The organism is Micromonospora sp. DT63, assembly GCF_049841615.1.
Lineage (GTDB): Bacteria > Actinomycetota > Actinomycetes > Mycobacteriales > Micromonosporaceae > Micromonospora.
The window spans coordinates 322,042-340,311 of sequence record NZ_JBNCKQ010000004.1 but is presented as its reverse complement, the minus strand read 5'-3'; the positions used below and the strand labels follow the sequence as shown (position 1 = coordinate 340,311).

Below are 18,270 nucleotides of genomic sequence, written 5' to 3'. Positions count from 1 at the left end.
CGAAATGAACGAGGATGAGGTGCTCAACGCGATGAGGAAAACTCTCTCCGGCGTGCGGATGGACCGTCCGGTCGAGGCGATCGAGGCGCGGGGCCACGCACGCCGGCGTAACCGTGGCGTGCTCGGTGTGGCCGCCGGCGGCGGGCTCGCCGCCCTGGCCGCCATCGCGCTGGCTGTGCCGTTGGGCTTCGGCAGTTCCGGCTCGTCGACGGCCGGCAGCACCGCTGCCGGCGGTACCGCGGCCTCGGCGGGTGACGCCGTCACGGCGCCGGCCATGGAACCGGCGGCGTTCTCGGTGGTCAAGAAGGCGGACGGCTCGGTGCAGCTGCGCCTGCGGTCCAAGCAGGTGATCAATCCCGATGCGCTGGAGAAGGCGCTTGCCGACGCGGGCGTTCCGTCCGTCGTCAAGGCGGATCTCCTGTGCACGCCCAAGGGTGCGGAACTGCCCCAGATCAAGGAGGTCCTGACGTTCGACCGGATCCCCGGCGCCAACGAGGACGGCGTGTTCGGTGACTCGGAGTGGGTGATCGCGCCGTCGAAGATGCCGAAGGGCAGCATCCTGCACTTCAGCGTCTTCCCGGTGCACAAGGGCGCGGGCTACGAGAAGGTGGCCTGGGCTCTGGTGCCCAAGGACGCCCCGATGAACTGCCGCTCCCTCGTGGACTGAGTCCCGAACAGCGCCGGGGCGGATGCGGCATCGTGCCGCATCCGCCCCGGCGGAGGTATATCCGATAAGTGTGTTATCAGCCCTGACGGCTCTTCCACTGCGGGTTCGCGCGGTTCACCACGACCACCCGGCCGCGACGACGGACCACCACCGAACCCGGCTTCTGCTTCAGCGCACGCAACGAGCTACGTACCTTCATGTCTGCCTCCTCGGCCTGGGGGTCTGGCCTGAATCCGTACCGCCTATCGAAACGCCGAGGCCCGCCGGGCGATTCCCGGGCCCCGAGCGGTCGAACCTTTGGCGTCCCGCGTCCGTACCACTGCGCGGGAGGTCAATCCATGAGCGTGCGTCGAGTGCTCGCAGCCGTGCTGGTCGCCGTGGCGGCCGCACCGCTGGGCGCGGCGCCCGCCTGGGCGCACGGCGCCCCCACCGACCCGATCAGCCGCGCGGCGGCCTGCGGGCCGGAGGGCCGGCACGCCGCCAGTGCGGCCTGCCGGGCGGCGGTGGCGGCGGGCGCGGCCGTACGGGAATGGGACAACGTACGCGTCGCGGCCGTCAACGGTCGGGACCGGGAACGGATCCCGGACGGTGAGCTGTGCAGCGGTGGGCTGTCCGCGTACCGGGGACTGGACCTGCCCCGCACCGACTGGCCGAGCACCGAGGTGACCACGGGCGCGGCGTTCACCTTCCGCTACCGGACGACCATCGAGCACCGGGGCACCTTCCGGCTCTACGTCACCAAGTCCGGCTACGACCCTCGCAAGCCGCTGACCTGGTCGGATCTGGAGTCACGGCCATTTCTGACCCGGACCGACCCGCCGGTGCGGGGTGGGGCGTACCAGTTGGCGGGGCGGCTGCCGGCGGACCGCAGCGGCCGACACCTGATCTACACGATCTGGCAGAACTCGAACACCCCGGACACCTACTACTCCTGCTCGGACGTCGTGTTCCGCACGGCGCGAAGCGGCGCGACGAAGAGCGCGACGAAGGCGGCCCCGGCTGCTGCGCGTACCGCCGCGAGTCAGCCGGCCGCCACCGACGCGGCGACGGTGGCGGCGGCGGCCGACCCGGGCGTGCCGGTGGCGTCGGTGACCGACCTGGGCGCGCGGTGGCCGGTGCTGGCCGGCGCCGCAGTCGTGCTGGTCCTGGTGCTGGTCGGTGTGGGCCGGCGGCGACGCGGCGCGGCCGCGCCGGTGGGACGGCAGTGCGAGGTCCGCAACCACCGGGCCGGGCGGCGCCGGATCTGGTGACCCGGCCCGCCGCTCGACCCGGCGGCGCTCAGCCCAGCAGCCGGTCGATCTCGGCCAGCTCCTCGGCGGTGAAGTCGAGGTTGTCCACGGCGGCGATGTTGGTCTCCAACTGCTCGACGCTGCTCGCACCGATGATGAGGCTGGTCATCCGCGGGTCGCGCAGCGCCCAGGCCAGCGCGAGCTGCGCGAGGGACTGACCGCGTCGCTCGGCGACCGCGCCGAGCCCCCGGATGGTGGCCATCTTCTCGTCGCTGAGGTCGCTCTCGTTGAGAAAGACGCTGGTGCGCACCCGCGAGTCGGCCGGGATGCCACCCAGGTAGCGGTCGGTCAGCAGACCCTGAGCCAGCGGGCTGTACGCGATGCAGCCGGCCCCGACCTGCTCCAACGTGTCGAGCAGACCGTCGGACTCGGTCCAACGGTTGAGCATCGAGTACGACGGCTGGTTGATCAGCAGCGGCGTGCCCAGCTCGCGCAGGATCGCGGCGGCCCGCGTGGTCTGCTCCGAGTTGTAGTTCGAGATGCCCACGTACAGCGCCTTGCCGGAGCGGACGATGGCGTCCAACGCGCCCATCGTCTCCTCGAGCGGGGTGTCCGGGTCGAAGCGGTGCGAGTAGAAGATGTCGACGTAGTCCAACCCCATCCGGCCCAGCGACTGGTCCAGCGACGAGATCAGGTTCTTGCGCGAGCCCCACTCGCCGTACGGGCCGGGCCACATCAGGTAGCCGGCCTTGCTGGAGATGACCAGCTCGTCCCGGTACGGCTTGAGGTCGGTGGCGAGCATCCGACCGAAGTTCTCCTCCGCCGAACCGGGCGGCGGACCGTAGTTGTTGGCCAGGTCGAAGTGGGTGACGCCCAGGTCGAAGGCACGGCGGACGATGTCGCGCTGCCTGTCGAACGGACGGTCCGGGCCGAAGTTGTGCCAGAGCCCGAGGGAGACGACGGGCAGCCGCAGGCCACTGCGTCCGCTGCGCCGGTAGGTCATGGTGTCGTAGCGGTCATCCGGGGCGAGGTAAGTCACGATCATGAGCCTAGCCGCGGGCCGTGGTGCACGGGATCGGGCGTGGAAACCGGGACAACGGGGTAGTTTCGAGGCCATGCGGTTCATCGCCCTCGACACCCCCAAACCGCTCTCCAAGATCGGCCTCGGCACCTGGCAGTTCGGCTCCCGCGAGTGGGGCTACGGCCCCGACTTCGCGCAGCGGGCCGCGCAGATCGTCCGGCGGGCCGTCGAGCTGGGCGTGACAGTCTTCGACACCGCGGAGATCTACGGCTTCGGGCGCAGCGAGCGGATCCTCGGCGCGGCGCTCGGCGACGACCGGCCCAAGGTCGTGGTCGCCAGCAAGATCTTCCCCGTGCTGCCGGTGGCCGCGGTGGTGCAGCAGCGGGCGGTCGCCTCGGCGGCCCGCCTCGGCGTCACAAGCATCGACCTCTACCAGGTGCACCAGCCCCACCCGCTGGTCGCCGACCACACCACGATGCGCGGCATGCGGGCCCTGCAGGACGTCGGGCTGGTCGGCGAGGTGGGGGTCAGCAACTACGGGCTGCGCCGCTGGCAGGTCGCCGAGGCCGCACTCGGCCGGCGGGTGCTCAGCAACCAGGTCCGCTACAGCATGCTGGACCGCGCACCCGAACAGGACCTGCTGCCGTACGCGCGCCAGACCGGCCGGGTCGTCATCGCGTACAGCCCGCTGGCGCAGGGCTTCCTGTCCGGCCGGTACGACGCGAAGAACCCGCCGACCGGCGCGGTCCGCCGCGCCAACCCGTACTTCCTGCCGGAGAACCTGGAGCGGGGCGCCGTCCTGATCGACACGCTGCGCCAGGTCGCCGAGGCACACGACGCCACAGCCAGCCAGATCGCGCTGGCGTACCTGCTGCGCCACCCCAACGTGCTGGCCATTCCCGGCGCGTCAAGCGTGGAGCAGATGGAACGCAACGCCGCGGCGGCCGACCTCGACCTCGCCGACGACGAGTACGCGGCGCTGGCCGAGGCCGCCAAACGGTTCCGCCCGGTCACCGGGCTCGCCGCGCTGCCCCGGATGCTGCGTAACCGGATCGCCGGCCCGACGGAGAAATGAGCACAGTGGACGACATCACCGCACTGATCCTGGACGACCACGCCACCTTCCGGCGCGGCTTCGCCCGCCTGGACGATGCCCGCGACGAGCAGGAGCTGCTGGCCATCTGGGAGGCGCTCGCCCTGCACCTGGACATCCACGCCGAGGCGGAGGAGGCGATCCTCTACCCGCACCTGGTCAAGCACGGTGACGACGGCGAGGACGAGACCGCCGACGCGATCGGCGACCACAACAAGATCCGGGACGCCATCGCCGAATCCAAGCTGCACCCGGTCGGCTCGAAAAAGTGGTGGGAGGCCGTCGGTACGGCCCGCCGGGAGAACAGCGAGCACCTCGCCGAGGAGGAGGACGAGGCGCTGCCCGACTTCCGCCGGCACGCCAGCTTCGAACTGCGCGCCGAGCTGGGCCAGCGCTGGCTGACCTTCTACGGCGAGCACAAGAACGGCCGCGACCTGCCGTTCCGCGACAAGGACCCGCAGGGGTACGTCGCCGACCACCGCTGAGATCTCCCCGGTGCGGGGGAGTCGCACCCCGGGGTGACGGCAGCAGAATGACCGCATGACCTTCCGCGCGGCACTGGCCCCGCTGGTGGCCGGCAGCACCTGGCGACGCGGCGTGTTCCTGCTGCTCGGTGGTGTGCTGGCGCTGCCGTACGGCGTCCTCGCGGTGACGTTCGCGCAACTGCTCACCGACTCGACGATCCCCCGCCCACTGGTGTACGCCCTCCTGCTGATCGCGGCGTTGATCGCCGTGGTGCCACTGCTGCTGGACGGCAGCCGGGCGCTGGAGATCGCCGCCGTGCGGGCGCTGCTCGGCGTCGACCTGCCCGACCCCGCCCCGGGGCACCGCGGCGACCGGGAGAGCCGCCTGCGCAGCGCGCTCTGGATCGCCACGCACCTCATCATCGGCGCGCTGGTGATGATCGCCCTGTTCAGCGCCCTGCCGATGGCGCTGGCGTTCATCGCCCAGCAGTTCGGTGTGGGCGCCGAACTGACCAGCCAGGAGCGGTTCGGGCCGCTGGACGGACGGGACGGCGGCTGGCTGACGCTGACCGGGGTGGCCCTGCTGGTCGGCCTCGGCTACGCCGTCGCCGGACTCGGCGCGCTCGCCGTCTCGATGGCGCCGGTGCTGCTCGGCCCCGCGCAAGCCGAGCGGATCGCCGCGCTCGAGGCGCGGGCCACCCGACTGGCCGAGCGCAACCGGCTGGCCCGGGAACTGCACGACTCGGTAGGTCACGCGCTGACCGTGGCCACCCTCCAGGCCGGCGCGGCCCGCGAGGTGCTCGACAGCGATCCGGAGTTCGTCAGGCGGGCGCTCACCGCCATCGAGGAGGCCGGGCGGACCGCGATGGACGAGCTGGACCACGTGCTCGGGCTGCTCCGCGAGAACGGCGGCGACCGGCCCTCGGTGGCACCGCAACGTACCCTCGCCGACCTGGACCGGCTGGTCGCCGACACCCGCGCGGCCGGGCTGACCGTGCACGCGCAGCGCGTCGGCGACCCGGCGCGACTGCCCGCGATCGTCTCCCGGGAGGGCTACCGGATCGTCCAGGAGGGACTGACCAACGCCGTCCGCTACGGCCACGGGCCGGTGACACTGCGCCTGGACCTGCAGCCGGACGCGCTGGAGCTGGAACTGGTCAACACGATGAGCAGCCCCGACCGGGCCGACACGGGGCGGTCCGGTCGGGGCCTGGACGGCATGCGGGAACGGGTGCTGCTGCTCGGCGGTCGACTCACCGTGGGGCCGGACGGCGACCGCTGGCTGATCCGGGCCCGCCTGCCCTATGAGGACGTGCGATGACCACGGGTGTGCTGATCGTCGACGACGACGAGTTGATCCGGGTCGGGCTGCGGGCCATCATCGACGCTCAACCCGATCTGCGGGTGCTCGCCGAGGCCGCCGACGGCGCCGAGGTGCCGCCCCTGGTCGCCCGGCACCGCCCGGACGTGGTGCTGATGGACGTGCGGATGCCCGGCATCGACGGCATCCAGGCCACCCGGCACCTGCTGGCCACCTCCGCCGACCCGCCCCGGGTGCTGGTCGTCACCACGTTCGCCAACGACGAGTACGTCTACGAGGCGCTGCGCGCCGGCGCCTCCGGCTTCCTGCTCAAACGGGCCCGGCCGGCGGAGGTCATCGAGGCGGTCCGGGTCGTCGCGGCGGGCGAGTCGCTGCTCTTCCCGGCCGCGATCCGCCAGCTCGTCGGGGCGTACGGGCCGGCGGGTGGCGACCGGCTGCGGGCCGCCCGGCTCACCGAGCGGGAGGCCGAGGTGCTGCGGCTGATGACCACCGGCCGGTCCAACCCGGAGATCGCCGCGCACCTGGTGGTCGGGGTGGAGACGGTCAAGACGCACGTCGGCAACGTGCTGGCCAAGCTGGGCGTCCGGGACCGTACGCAGGCAGTGATCGCCGCCTACGAGTCCGGCTTCGTCACCCCGTCCGGCTGATCGGTCCCCCACCCGGGGGAGCGGGTTCACCGCCGGCCGGGAGGGTTTCGACCGGCCGTCGGCCGAGGCTGAGAGCATGACGACGATCACCGCATCCCGACCCCGTTCGGACTCCCGCTGGCCGGACCGGTTCGCCCCACTGGCCGCCGGTTGGCTCGGCCTGTGGGGCGTACTCGCCCTGGTCAGCACGCTCACCGGCGCCGGCTACCCGTTCGGCGCGAACGACAGGCACGGCGGCGACGTGAACCTGCTGCGCCTGGTGCCCGTGGACGTGGCCACCCCACTCTTCGCCGGCGTCCTGCTCACCGCCGCGGTGGCCGCCCTCGCCATGAGCCGCCCCGCGGTCCGCCCGCCCGGCCCGCTGCGGGTGCTGCTCGCCGGCTACGGCTGGGCGGTGGCGTTCGGACTCGCCGTGGTCGTCCCGGACGCCCGGGTGCTGATCGTCCTCGGCTACCTGCCGATCCTGATCGTGGGAGCGCCGTTCGGCTGGCCGCCCGTCGACTACTCCGACATCTTCAACTGGGCGCTGTTCGGCCGGTTCGCCGCGCTCGCCGGCGGGCTGCTGCTGGCCGGGGCGGTCCTCACCTGGCAGCGCCGTACCGCCGGGGCCTGCGTCGGCTGCGGACGCGGCGACACCGACCGGGGTTGGACCACCCCGGCCGCCGCCGCGCGCTGGGGTCGGTGGGCCGCCGGCATCGCGGCGGCGATTCCGCTGACGTACGCGTCGACCCGGTTCGCCTGGGCCGCCGGCATCCCGCTCGGCATCTCCCGCGAGTTCCTGACCGAGATGCAGGACACCGGGCTGGTCTGGGCCGGGTTCGGGCTGGGCGCGTTCGCCACCGTCGGCGCGATCCTCACCCTCGGGCTGGTCCAGCCTTGGGGCGAGCGGTTCCCGCGCTGGATGGTCGGGCTCGCCGGTCGCCGGGTGCCGGTGCTGCTGGCCGTGGTGCCGGCCACCCTGGTCGCCATCGCGGTGACCGCCGCCAGCCTGGGACTGCTCAGCAACCCCAGGTTCTGGGAGCTCACCGGCGGGGTCAGCCTGACCGGGGCGCCCATGCTGCTCTGGCCGCTGTGGGGCGTGGCGCTCGGCGCGGCGACGTACGCGTACCACAGGCGCCGCCGGGGGACCTGCGGACGCTGCGGCCGGGGCTGAGGGCGGGCGGTGGGGGTGCTCCCGATGCCCGGGGCGCCTCCGCGAATGTGAGCTAGCGTTACTCGGGTGACTGCGCCTACCCCGGTAATCCCGGTTCCACCGGCCGACCTGCCCGGCACGCTCGGCGCGCTGCGCGCGGCCGGTCACCAGTACCGCACCGTCAAGCAGGAACTCCGCGACAACCTCCTCGCCCGGATGCGCTCCGGCGAGACCCGTTTCCCCGGCATCGTCGGCTACGACGACAGCGTCCTTCCCGAGGTCGAGCGGGCTCTGCTCGCCGGGCACGACATGGTGCTGCTCGGCGAGCGCGGCCAGGGCAAGACCCGACTGATCCGCGCGCTGGGCGGGCTGCTCGACGAGTGGACCCCCGTCATTGCAGGTTCGGTCCTCAACGAGCACCCGATGCACCCGCTCACCCCCGCGTCGGTCGCCCAGGTCGCCGAGGCCGGCGACGAGCTGCCGATCGGCTGGCTGCACCGCTCGATGCGCTACGGCGAGAAGCTCGCCACCCCGGACACCAGCGTCGGCGACCTGATCGGTGACGTCGACCCGATCCGGATCGCCCAGGGACGCACCCTCGGTGACCCGGAGACCATCCACTTCGGGTTGGTGCCGCGCACCAACCGGGGCATCTTCGCCGTCAACGAACTGCCCGACCTGGCCGAGCGGATCCAGGTGGCGCTGCTCAACGTGCTGGAGGAGCGGGACATCCAGGTCCGCGGCTACCAGCTGCGCCTCCCGCTGGACCTGCTCCTGGTGGCCAGCGCCAACCCGGAGGACTACACCAACCGCGGCCGGATCATCACCCCGCTCAAGGACCGGTTCGGCGCCGAGATCCGCACCCACTACCCGGTCGACCTGGAGTTGGAGCTGGCGCTGATCCGCCAGGAGGCCGACCTGGTCGCCGAGGTGCCGGAGCACGTGCTGGAGGTGCTGGCCCGGTTCGCCCGCGCCGTGCGGGAGTCCCCGTCGGTGGACCCGCGCTCCGGTGTCTCCGCCCGGTTCGCGATCGCCGCCGCCGAGACGGTCGCCGGTGCCGCGTTGCGCCGTGCCGGCCTGCTCGCTGCCTCCGCCAACCCGGACGGTCGGTCCGAGGCCGCGGTGGCGCGGGTCGGCGACGCGGTGTCGGTGACCAGCACGCTGCGCGGCAAGGTGGAGTTCGAGAGCGGCGAGGAGGGGCGGGAGATCGAGGTCCTCGCCCACCTGCTGCGGACCGCAACCGCCGAGACGTTCCGCGCCCACCTGGCCGGCCTGGACTTGTCCGGGTTCACCGCCCTGGTCGAGGACGGGACGGCGATCGAGACCGGCGAGCTGGTCGGTTCGACCGAGCTGCTGCGCCAGGTGGGCACCGTTCCCGGCCTGGCCAAGGTGCTGGACCGGCTCGGCCTCGGCGACGCGCCCACCCCGGAGGAGGCCGCTGCCGCGGTCGAGTTCGTGCTGGAGGGGCTGCACCTGACCCGCCGGCTCGGCAAGGACGTGACCGACTCGGGGCGCACCGTCTACGGCGGCCGGGGCTGACCATGGCCGGCAACCGGTTCCGGTACGGGCAGTGGAACGGCGGGCCCGACCCGCTCGCACCCCCGTACGACGTGCGTGAGGCGGTGGACGCGGTCGGCGCCGAGGTGCTGGCCGGCGGCAGCCTGCGGGAGGCGCTGCGCGACCTGCTGCGCCGTGGCCCGCTGGGGCGTGGCGGGCTCGACGACCTGGCCGCCCGGGCGCGACGGCTGCGCCGCGAGGCGCTGCGCCGTGGCGATCTCGACGGTGCGGTGACCCGCGCACAGGCGCTGCTCGACCAGGCCCTCGCCGCCGAGCGCGACGAGCTGCGGGGCCGCGACGACGACGACGCGCGGTTCGCCGAGGCGGTGCTGGACAACCTGCCCCGCTCCACCGCGCGGGCGGTCGAGGAGCTGTCCGGCTACCAGTGGGCCAGCGAGGACGCCCGCCGCTCGTACCAGCAGATCCTCGACCAGCTCCGCGACGACGTCCTCGGTCAGCGGTTCGCCGGGCTGCGCGACGCGGTACGCGCGTCGGCCGATCCGGCGGCGCAGCAGCGGCTCGCCGAGATGATGCGGGACCTGAACGACCTGCTGGCCCGGCACGGCCGCGCGGAGGACACCACCGACGCGTTCGCCGAGTTCATGCGCCGGCACGGTGACTTCTTCCCGGAGCAGCCGGAGACTGTCGACGAGCTGATCGACGTGCTGGCCCGCCGCTCGGCGGCCGGTGAGCGGCTGATGAACTCGCTCTCCGAGCGGCAGCGCGCCGAGCTGGCCGGCCTGATGCGGCAGTCACTCGGCGACCGACTCGCCGGGGAGCTGTCCGCGCTCGACGCGAACCTGCGGGCGCTGCGACCGGATCTGCGGTGGGGGCGTGGCGAGCGGGTCCGGGGTGAGCAGCCGCTGGACTACGCCGACGCCGCCGGGGCGCTGGGTGAGATCGGCGAGCTGGACGACCTGCTGGACCAGCTCGACCAGGAACACCCCGGGGCCACGCTGGACGACGTGGACGTCGACGCGGTGGCCCGGACGCTGGGCCGGGACGCCGCCGACGACGTACGCCGCCTGCGTGATCTGGAGCGGGAGCTACGCCGGCAGGGTTGGGTGAGTCGGGACGCGGACGGGCTCACGCTGAGCCCGAAAGCGCTGCGCCGACTCGGTGGCACCGCGCTGCGGCGGGTCTTCGCCGAACTGACCGCCGGGCCGCGGGGCCAGCACGACCTGCGCTCGGCGGGCGCCGCGGGCGAGGTCAGCGGCGCGTCCCGCCCCTGGGAGTACGGCGACGAGCAGCCGTTGGACGTGGTCCGCACGCTGACCCGGGCGGTCCGCCGGGCCGGCCCGACAGTTCCGCTTCAGCTCGCGGTGGACGACTTCGAGGTGGTGGAGACCGAGAAGCGGGCCTCCGCGGCGGTGGTGCTCTGCGTCGACCTGTCGTACTCGATGATCTCGCAGGGTCGTTGGGGGCCGATGAAGCAGACGGCGCTGGCGTTGGCGCACCTGATGGAGACCCGTTTCCCGCAGGACGCGTTGCAGATCGTGGGCTTCGGTCGGGAGGCGATGACCCTCACCCAGCAGGAGCTGGCGGCGGTGGAGCCCGACATGGAGCAGGGCACGAACCTTCAGCACGCGTTGCGGCTGGCCGCTCGGCACCTGCGCCGCCATCCGGACGCCGAGCCGGTGGTGCTGGTGGTCACGGACGGGGAGCCGACCGCCCACCTGGACCCGGACGACGGCGAGGCGCTGTTCCACTGGCCGCCGCTGCCGGAGACGATCGAGGCGACCGTCCGTGAGGTGGACAAGCTGAGCCGCTACGGCGCCACTCTCAACCTGTTCATGCTCGGCGACGACCCGGGTCTGCGCCGCTTCGTCGACGCGGTGGCCCGGCGCAGCCGGGGTCGCATGTTCACTCCCGACACGGACGACCTGGGCGAGTACGTGGTGTCCGACTACCTCCGCTCCCGCCAGTCCCGCCGCTGAACCGACCCGTGTCGATCATGGAGTTGTCGTGGGTGGCAAATGCCGCTCATCCGGGTGAACCGGGCACCACAACGCCATGATCGACACGGTGGGGCGGGTGTGGTGGGGGTGTGGTGGAGACTGGTGGCTTGCGGCGCGCTTATGACGGGGTGTTCGCCGAGATCGACGGGGCGACGTTTGGTCCGGCTCCGGAGGGGCAGCTCAGCGCGGAGCAGATCGTCGCGCATCTGGTCGCCAACGACGAGCTGATGATCCAGGCCACCGAGGCGCTGCTGGCCGGGTCGCCGTTCGCCTACTACGAGCTGGAAGAGGACATCCACCGTCCGCAGCTCGACGCGCTCGCCGCCGAGCACGGTGGTCTGCGTGGCCTGACCGCGCTGCTGCACGACACCAGCGACCGGCTGTGCGGGCTGGTCGATCAGCTCGGCCTGGCCGCCGACACCCCGGTCGAAACGCACCTGCGCGAGGGCTTCGACCTCATCGTGGACGAGCCGCTGCCCTGGTCCCGCACCCTCGACCTGCACACCCGCGTGCACCTGCCCAAACACCAGTCCCAGCTGCACCTGCTCCGTACCTGAGCCGCAGCCCCAGGGCCCTCGCCGATCTTGCATATTCTGTCTCGACAAAGGTGTGCACAAAGGGCATCTCGGCGACCGAAAGCGCAAGATCGCGGTGGTGGGGGGTCAGGGGTTGATCAGCTCGGGGCGAGGGTGGAAGGTGCGGCGGTAGGTGGACGGGGCCACGCCGACGCGTTGGTGGAGCTGCTGGCGTAGGGCCGCCGTCGTGCCGAAACCGCAGCGGCTGGCGATCTGGTCGACGGTGAGGTCGGTCGTCTCCAACAGCAGTCGCGCGTGGTCGGTGCGCTGCTGCAGCAGCCACTGGGCCGGGCTCAGGCCGGTCTCCGAGCGGAAGCGGCGGGTGAAGGTCCGCACGCTCATCCGCGACTGCTCGGCCAGGTCGCGCAGCGCGATCGGCTCGTGCAGCCGCTGCCGTGCCCACTCCCGGGCGCCCGCCGTGCTGGTGTCGGTCGCCTTCGGCACCGGCTGCTCGATGTACTGCGCCTGCCCACCGTCGCGCCACGGCGGCATCACGCAGCGGCGGGCCGCCCGGTTGGCGACCTCGCTGCCGTGGTCGAGGCGGATGACGTGCAGGCAGAGGTCGATGCCGGCGGCCACTCCGGCCGAGGTGAACACCCGGTCGTCGACGATGAAGAGCACGTCCGGGTCGAGGGCCACCCGGTCGTACAGGCAGCGGAACCGCTCGGCGTACGCCCAGTGGGTGGTGGCCCGGCGTCCGTCGAGCAGACCGGCCGCGGCCAGCACGAACGCCCCCGTGCAGATCGACATGATCCGGGCGCCCCGCTCGTACGCCGACCGCAGCGCCGCGGCCACCTCCGGCTCGATGCCGCCCGAGGTCAGTGCGGCGCCGTCGTGGATGCCCGGGACGATCACCGTGTCGGCGGTGTCGAGCAGCTCCAGCCCGTGGTCGGCGAGCACCTGGAAGCCTGCGGTGCTGCGGACCGGCCGCCCACCCGGGGTGCACACCCGCACGTCGTAGCGGGGCCTGTCGTCCGCGCCCCGGGCGGTGCTGAAGACCTGGGACGGGGTGCCCAGATCGAGGCCGACGACCTGGTCGAGGGCGAGGACGGCGATCCGGTGCGGGCCACTGCTCATGGCCCGATTATTGCGCATGATGGCTTTCCGGCCACTCGTCGCCACCGAGAGCGCGACTCAGACTGATCAGCGTGACCAAGAACCGTCGCCTGCACCCCGCCTGGCTCGTCGCCGCCGTGGCCTTCGTGGCGCTGGTCGGCGCGGCCGGCTTCCGCGCCACCCCGTCGGTGCTGCTGCACCCGTTGCACGAGGAGTTCGGCTGGCCGCTCGCCACCATCTCCGCGGCCGTCTCGGTCAACCTGCTCCTGTACGGGCTGACCGCGCCTTTCGCCGCCGCGCTGATGGACCGGTTCGGGATCCGCCGGGTGGTCTCGGTGGCGCTGCTGCTGGTCGCCGCCGGCAGCGGCCTGACGGTCTTCATGACCGCGAGCTGGCAGTTGCTGCTGTGCTGGGGCGTCCTCGTCGGCCTGGGCACCGGCTCGATGGCGCTGGCGTTCGTGGCGACGGTCACCGGGCGCTGGTTCGTCCGTCGACGGGGACTCGTCACCGGCGTGCTGACCGCGGGCGGTGCGGCCGGCCAACTGATCTTCCTGCCGCTGATCGCCGTGCTGGTGCGCGACCACGGATGGCGCACGGCGGCGCTCGTCGTGGCCGGAGCCGCCCTGGCGGTCGTACCCCTGGTGGTGTGGTTGCTGCGCGAACACCCGGCGGATCTCGACCTGCCCGCCTACGGCGCGACCGAGGTTGTCGCGGCGCCGCCGCCGACCGGCGGCGCGGCGACCCGGGCGCTGGGCGCGCTGGCCGCCGCGGCCCGGACCCGGCCGTTCTGGCTGCTGGCCGGCGGGTTCGCGATCTGCGGCGCCACCACCAACGGCCTCGTCGGTACGCACTTCGTGCCGGCCGCGCACGACCACGGCATGGCCGAGACCACGGCGGCCGGGCTGCTCGCGCTGGTGGGGCTCTTCGACATCGTCGGCACCATCGCCTCCGGCTGGCTCACCGACCGGGTGGACAGTCGGTTGCTGCTCGGCGCGTACTACGCCCTGCGCGGGTTGTCGCTGCTGGTGCTGCCGAGCCTGTTCAGTGGCGCCGCCCGCCCGAGCATGCTGGTGTTCATCGTCTTCTACGGCCTGGACTGGGTGGCCACCGTGCCGCCGACTGTCGCGCTGTGCCGGGAGTACTTCGGCGGCGCCGGCGCCGTCGTGTTCGGCTGGGTGTTCGCCGCCCACCAGTTCGGGGCGGCGCTCGCGGCGACGGGCGCGGGGCTGGTCCGCGACCGGCTCGGCGACTACGCGCTGGCCTGGTACGTGGCGGGTGCCCTGTCGATCGGCGCCGCCGGGCTGTCGTTGCTGCTGCGTCGACGGCCGGGCCGACCGGTGCCGGAGGCCGTCCTGCTCGCCGCGACCGCACCCCGGGCGTGGAGCTTCCGGGGCTGAGTCAGCTCAACGTCCACTGCTGGGCGGGCCGGCCGTCGCAGGGCCGCTGCCGGATCTCGTCCCCGGCCTCGGCGCCGTCGTCGTCGGCCTGCGCGCACTTGCCGCTGTGCACGGCGACGACCAGCACCGGACCGGTGCCGGTCGGGCTCAGCCGCCACTGCTGGTTGGCCTTACCGTGGCAGGGGAACTGCTGCAACTTCGCGCCGTCGTCACCGCTGCCGCCCTCGACGTCGAGGCACTGCCCGTGGGCGGCGTTGGTCAGCGTCACCGCATCCGTTCCGATCGGGCTGACGACCCACTGCTGCTCCGGGCCGCCGGTGCAGGCGGCCAACTCGGCCTGCGCCTTCTCGCCGTCGCCGTCGAGCCCGAGGCAGAGCCCGGAGGGCGAGCGCAGCACGCGGGGCCCGGTGGTCGGGACGGCCGGGGTGGCCGACGGGGTCGGCGACGGCTCGACCGAGGGGGTCGGGCTGGGCTCGGCCGCCGCGGTGGTCGGCTCGGCCGCGCCGGACTGCGCGGCGACGGTGGCGGGCACCACCGGTTTGTCGTCGCCGTCGAGGAGGCCGGTGGCGAAGACCACCCCGAGGAGTACGCCCACCAGCCCGACCGCCAACGCCACCCGCAGCAGCGGGTCGGCGAGCGGCCCGGAACGCGCTCGCCGCCGACCGCCGTAGACGGTGCCGGCGGGATCGGGGCGCTCCTCGGGCGGGGACATACTGGCCATCCTCGCCCACCGCGGCGGGTCGGGGCCAGCCGAGCCACGCCGGGCGGGGCAGCCGGCCCGGCGGGATCAGCGGGTCGGCTGCGGGTCGGTGACGTCGGCAACAGTCGCGCCGAGGGCGGTGATCGCCGCGTCGGCGTCGACCGCGACGGCGAGACCGCGCTCGCCCGCGCCGAGGGTGATCTCCCGGCCGCGCAGTCGCTCGTCGGCGATCACCGGCCACGCGGTGCTCGCGCCGAACGGGGTGATCGTGCCGCGCTCGTACCCGGTGGCGGCCAGGGCGCCCGCCGCGTCCGGCATGGAGATGCGCTGCACACCGAGCAGGGCGCGCAGCTTGGGCCAGGAGACGACCCGGTCGCCGGGGGTCAGCACGAACAGGTGATCGTCGGCACCCCGGCGGACGACAATGGTCTTGACCACATCCGGGACCGCCACGCCACGGGCTGCGGCGGCCTCCGCGAGGCTGCCTACCGCACCGTGGCTGACCAGGCGATACGGCAGTCCGGCGGAGTCCAGGGCGGCGATCGCGGGCGACGGCATGCCCGCCACGGTAACCGTCGAACCTGGCGTCGGACGGGAAACAGCGGGCGTCGACATCCCACCGTTTCCGGGGGCCGGGCGTAAGGTGATCACATGCGCGCTGAGCGTGTGGATCACCCCATTGACCATGATGAAGCGGTGGACACGCTGCGGCGGTCGTACGCCGCGGTGCCCACGGGCGAGCCTGTCCGGCTGGCCAAACGCACCTCCAACCTGTTCCGCCCCCGGTCCGCACCCCGGACCCCGGGCCTCGACGTGAGCGGCCTCAACCGGGTGCTCACGGTGGACGCGACCGCCCGGACCGCCGACGTGCAGGGCATGTGCACGTACGAGGACCTGGTCGACGCGACGCTGCCGCACGGGCTGATGCCCCTGGTGGTGCCGCAACTGCGCACCATCACCCTGGGCGGGGCGGTGACCGGCCTCGGGATCGAGTCGACCTCGTTCCGCAACGGCCTGCCCCACGAATCGGTACGCGAGATGGACATCCTCACCGGCTCCGGCGAGATCGTCACCGCCCGGCCGGACGGGGAGCACGCCGACCTGTTCACCGCGTTCCCCAACTCGCTGGGCAGCCTGGGGTACGCCACCCGGCTGCGCATCGAGCTGCAACCGATCGGCCGGTACGTGGCGTTGCGCAACATCCGGTTCACCCAACTGGAGGCGCTCACCGACGCGATCGCCGAGGTGACCGCCACCCGGTCGTGGGCCGGCGAACCGGTCGACGTGATGGACGGCGTGATGTTCAGCCCCGGTGAGGCGTACCTGATCCTGGGCACGTTCACCGACGCCGCCGACCCGCCCAGCGACTACACCGGCCAGTCGATCTACTACCGGTCGCTGCGTCGGCGCACGCGGGACGTGCTGACCGCGTACGACTATCTGTGGCGCTGGGACACCGACTGGTTCTGGTGTTCGGCGGCGTTCGGCGCGCAGCACCCGGTCGTGCGCAGGCTCTGGCCGGCGCGATATCGGCGCAGCGACGTCTACCACCGACTGGTCCGCCTCGAGCACCGGCACCAGGTGGCGGCCCGGATCGACCGGCTGCGCGGCCAGCCGGCCCGCGAGCGGGTCGTGCAGGACGTGGAGATCCCGCTGGACCGCACTGCCGACTTCCTGCGCTGGTTCGCGGGCAGCGTGGGGATGACCCCGGTGTGGCTCTGCCCGTTGCGGTTGCGCGAGCCGGAGGGTCCCGGTTCCGCGCGGTCGTGGCCGCTGTATCCACTCCACGCGGGGCAGGACTACGTCAACATTGGTTTCTGGGGGAGCGTTCCGATCGCGCCCGGCGCCGCCGACGGCGACGTCAACCGCACGATCGAACGCAGGGTGTCGGAGTCGGGCGGGCACAAGTCGCTCTACTCGGACGCGTACTACGACCGGGACGCCTTCGATCGCCTCTACGGCGGCGAGACCTGGCGCGCGGTGAAGGACCGCTACGACCCGGACCACCGGCTGACGGGACTGTACGAGAAGGCGGTAGCACGAGCATGAGCCTGACCGATCGAGACCAGGGGGCGGCGAGCGTCCCCGCCACCCCGCCGGCGGGGGGCCGGCGCACCGGTCCGACTGTGGCGGACGTCGTCCGCGCGGTCACCGGGGGGCCATTGCCGGTGCGGATCACCGGGTACGACGGCAGCGCCGTCGGCCCGGCCGACGCGGGCATCACCCTGTCGATCCGTTCCGAGCGGGGTCTGTCGTACCTGCTCACCGCACCCGGTGACCTGGGTATGGCCCGGGCGTACGTCAGCGGTGACCTGGCGTTGCAGGGGGTGCACCCGGGTGACCCGTACGAGGCGCTGCGGGTGCTCAAGGACGAGTTGCGGCTGCGCCCGCCGTCGGTTGCCGACGGGGTGGCGCTGGTGCGCGGGCTGGGCTGGGAGCGGCTGCTTCCGCCACCGGCTCCGCCGCAGGAGGCGCTTCCGCGCTGGAAGCGGGTGATGAACGGGCTGCGGCACTCGCGGGTGCGTGACAGCACGGCGATCTCGCACCACTACGACGTCTCGAACGCCTTCTACGAGAAGGTGCTCGGCCCGTCGATGACGTACACCTGCGCGGTCTACCGGTCCCCGGACGACACGCTGGAGCAGGCCCAGGCGGCGAAGTACGACCTGGTCGCCGGCAAGCTGGCGCTGAAGAAGGGCATGCGGCTGCTGGACGTGGGCTGCGGCTGGGGCGGGATGGTCCGCCACGCCGCCCGGGAGTACGGCGTGAAGGCGCTCGGGGTGACCCTGTCGAAGGCGCAGGCGCAGTGGGCGCAGGCGGCGATCGAGCGGGAGGGGTTGAGCGAGCTGGCCGAGGTGCGGCACCTGGACTACCGGGACGCGCCGGCGGAGCAGTTCGACGCCATCTCCTCGATCGGTCTGACCGAGCACATCGGTGTGCGCAACTACCCGTCCTACTTCGGCGCGCTGCGGTCGCGGCTGCGTACGGGTGGACGGCTGCTGAACCACACGATCACGCGGGCCGACAACCGGGCGCCCCACCGCTCGGGCGCGTTCATCGACAGGTACGTCTTCCCGGACGGCGAGTTGGCCGGCCCGGGTCGGTTGATCAGCGAGGTGCACGACGCCGGGCTGGAGGTGCACCACGAGGAGAACCTGCGCCAGCACTACGCGCTGACGCTTGCCGCGTGGTGTCGCAACCTGGTGGAGCACTGGGACTTCTGCGTCTCGGAGGTGGGCGCGGGGACCGCCCGGGTGTGGGGCCTCTACATGGCCGGCTCGCGGATGGCCTTCGAGCGCAACGGCATCCAGCTGCACCAGGTGCTGGCCACCCACAACGGCCCGGACGGTGTGAACGGCTACCCGCTGCGACCCGACTGGTTGCCCTGATCATCTACTGAACGTCGCCTGAAGCTGAGCATCGCCTGGAGCCGCGTCGAGAAAGTCGGCGCGG

18 protein-coding genes are annotated in these 18,270 nt (G+C 72.8%); 13 read left to right on the top strand and 5 right to left on the bottom strand.

The features are described from left to right. Window positions 1-4 precede the first annotated feature (4 nt). Window positions 5-667: a hypothetical protein gene (locus ACLQ27_RS17365; protein ID WP_425867613.1), complete on the top strand. Its 663-nt coding sequence runs from the start codon at window positions 5-7 to the stop codon at window positions 665-667. Between the two features lie 76 nt (window positions 668-743). Here the strand turns inward: ACLQ27_RS17365 and ACLQ27_RS17360 are convergent, their stop codons facing one another. Then, entirely contained in the window at window positions 744-866 is a 123-nt protein-coding gene (locus tag ACLQ27_RS17360) for a 50S ribosomal protein L36 (protein ID WP_030490864.1), read from the bottom strand. Between the two features lie 139 nt (window positions 867-1,005). Here ACLQ27_RS17360 and ACLQ27_RS17355 point away from each other — a divergent pair, with 139 nt between their 5' ends. Next, window positions 1,006-1,917, top strand: coding sequence for a lytic polysaccharide monooxygenase auxiliary activity family 9 protein (locus ACLQ27_RS17355; RefSeq protein WP_425867611.1), 912 nt, complete (start codon window positions 1,006-1,008; stop codon window positions 1,915-1,917). A gap of 28 nt (window positions 1,918-1,945) precedes the next feature. Here ACLQ27_RS17355 and mgrA read toward each other — a convergent pair whose 3' ends face one another. After that, window positions 1,946-2,941 (bottom strand): L-glyceraldehyde 3-phosphate reductase, encoded by a 996-nt coding sequence (mgrA, locus tag ACLQ27_RS17350; protein ID WP_425867609.1) that lies wholly within the window; start codon window positions 2,939-2,941, stop codon window positions 1,946-1,948. Window positions 2,942-3,011: 70 nt separating this feature from the next. On the opposite strand from mgrA, the gene ACLQ27_RS17345 reads away from it, so the two are divergent. From ACLQ27_RS17345 to ACLQ27_RS17310, 8 genes are all read left to right on the top strand, one after another. Then, window positions 3,012-3,992 (top strand): aldo/keto reductase, encoded by a 981-nt coding sequence (locus ACLQ27_RS17345; protein WP_425867607.1) that lies wholly within the window; start codon window positions 3,012-3,014, stop codon window positions 3,990-3,992. Next, the gene (locus ACLQ27_RS17340) at window positions 3,989-4,495 is read left to right on the top strand and encodes a hemerythrin domain-containing protein (RefSeq protein ID WP_357493845.1); all 507 of its coding nucleotides are present in this window, start codon (window positions 3,989-3,991) and stop codon (window positions 4,493-4,495) included. The genes ACLQ27_RS17345 and ACLQ27_RS17340 overlap by 4 nt, the downstream gene beginning before the upstream one ends. Window positions 4,496-4,550: 55 nt before the next feature. Next, window positions 4,551-5,795, top strand: a complete 1,245-nt coding sequence (locus tag ACLQ27_RS17335; protein WP_425867605.1) for a sensor histidine kinase — start codon at window positions 4,551-4,553, stop codon at window positions 5,793-5,795. Then, window positions 5,792-6,442, top strand: coding sequence for a response regulator transcription factor (locus ACLQ27_RS17330; RefSeq protein WP_234583069.1), 651 nt, complete (start codon window positions 5,792-5,794; stop codon window positions 6,440-6,442). The genes ACLQ27_RS17335 and ACLQ27_RS17330 overlap by 4 nt, the downstream gene beginning before the upstream one ends. Window positions 6,443-6,518: 76 nt before the next feature. Beyond that, entirely contained in the window at window positions 6,519-7,595 is a 1,077-nt protein-coding gene (locus tag ACLQ27_RS17325) for a hypothetical protein (protein WP_425867603.1), read from the top strand. Window positions 7,596-7,661: 66 nt separating this feature from the next. After that, window positions 7,662-9,113, top strand: coding sequence for a sigma 54-interacting transcriptional regulator (locus ACLQ27_RS17320; RefSeq protein ID WP_234583066.1), 1,452 nt, complete (start codon window positions 7,662-7,664; stop codon window positions 9,111-9,113). A gap of 2 nt (window positions 9,114-9,115) precedes the next feature. After that, window positions 9,116-11,068 carry a VWA domain-containing protein gene (locus ACLQ27_RS17315; protein ID WP_234583065.1) on the top strand — a complete coding sequence of 651 codons (1,953 nt, stop codon included), beginning with the start codon at window positions 9,116-9,118 and terminating at the stop codon, window positions 11,066-11,068. A gap of 113 nt (window positions 11,069-11,181) precedes the next feature. After that, the gene (locus ACLQ27_RS17310) at window positions 11,182-11,646 is read left to right on the top strand and encodes a hypothetical protein (protein ID WP_234583063.1); all 465 of its coding nucleotides are present in this window, start codon (window positions 11,182-11,184) and stop codon (window positions 11,644-11,646) included. 105 nt (window positions 11,647-11,751) lie between these two features. Here ACLQ27_RS17310 and ACLQ27_RS17305 read toward each other — a convergent pair whose 3' ends face one another. Beyond that, window positions 11,752-12,741: a GlxA family transcriptional regulator gene (locus ACLQ27_RS17305; RefSeq protein ID WP_425867600.1), complete on the bottom strand. Its 990-nt coding sequence runs from the start codon at window positions 12,739-12,741 to the stop codon at window positions 11,752-11,754. A 71-nt stretch (window positions 12,742-12,812) separates the two neighbouring features. Here ACLQ27_RS17305 and ACLQ27_RS17300 point away from each other — a divergent pair, with 71 nt between their 5' ends. Next, entirely contained in the window at window positions 12,813-14,117 is a 1,305-nt protein-coding gene (locus ACLQ27_RS17300) for an MFS transporter (RefSeq protein ID WP_357573248.1), read from the top strand. A 1-nt stretch (window position 14,118) separates the two neighbouring features. Here ACLQ27_RS17300 and ACLQ27_RS17295 read toward each other — a convergent pair whose 3' ends face one another. Next, entirely contained in the window at window positions 14,119-14,829 is a 711-nt protein-coding gene (locus ACLQ27_RS17295; protein WP_357573247.1) for an RICIN domain-containing protein, read from the bottom strand. Between the two features lie 75 nt (window positions 14,830-14,904). After that, window positions 14,905-15,375, bottom strand: a complete 471-nt coding sequence (locus tag ACLQ27_RS17290; protein ID WP_354860779.1) for an aminoacyl-tRNA deacylase — start codon at window positions 15,373-15,375, stop codon at window positions 14,905-14,907. A gap of 93 nt (window positions 15,376-15,468) precedes the next feature. On the opposite strand from ACLQ27_RS17290, the gene ACLQ27_RS17285 reads away from it, so the two are divergent. Further along, a complete protein-coding gene (locus ACLQ27_RS17285) occupies window positions 15,469-16,866 on the top strand; it encodes an FAD-binding oxidoreductase (protein WP_234583054.1) in 1,398 nt (465 codons plus the stop codon). Further along, window positions 16,863-18,206: a class I SAM-dependent methyltransferase gene (locus tag ACLQ27_RS17280; protein ID WP_357573246.1), complete on the top strand. Its 1,344-nt coding sequence runs from the start codon at window positions 16,863-16,865 to the stop codon at window positions 18,204-18,206. Before ACLQ27_RS17285 ends, ACLQ27_RS17280 begins: the two co-directional genes overlap by 4 nt. Window positions 18,207-18,270 lie beyond the last annotated feature (64 nt).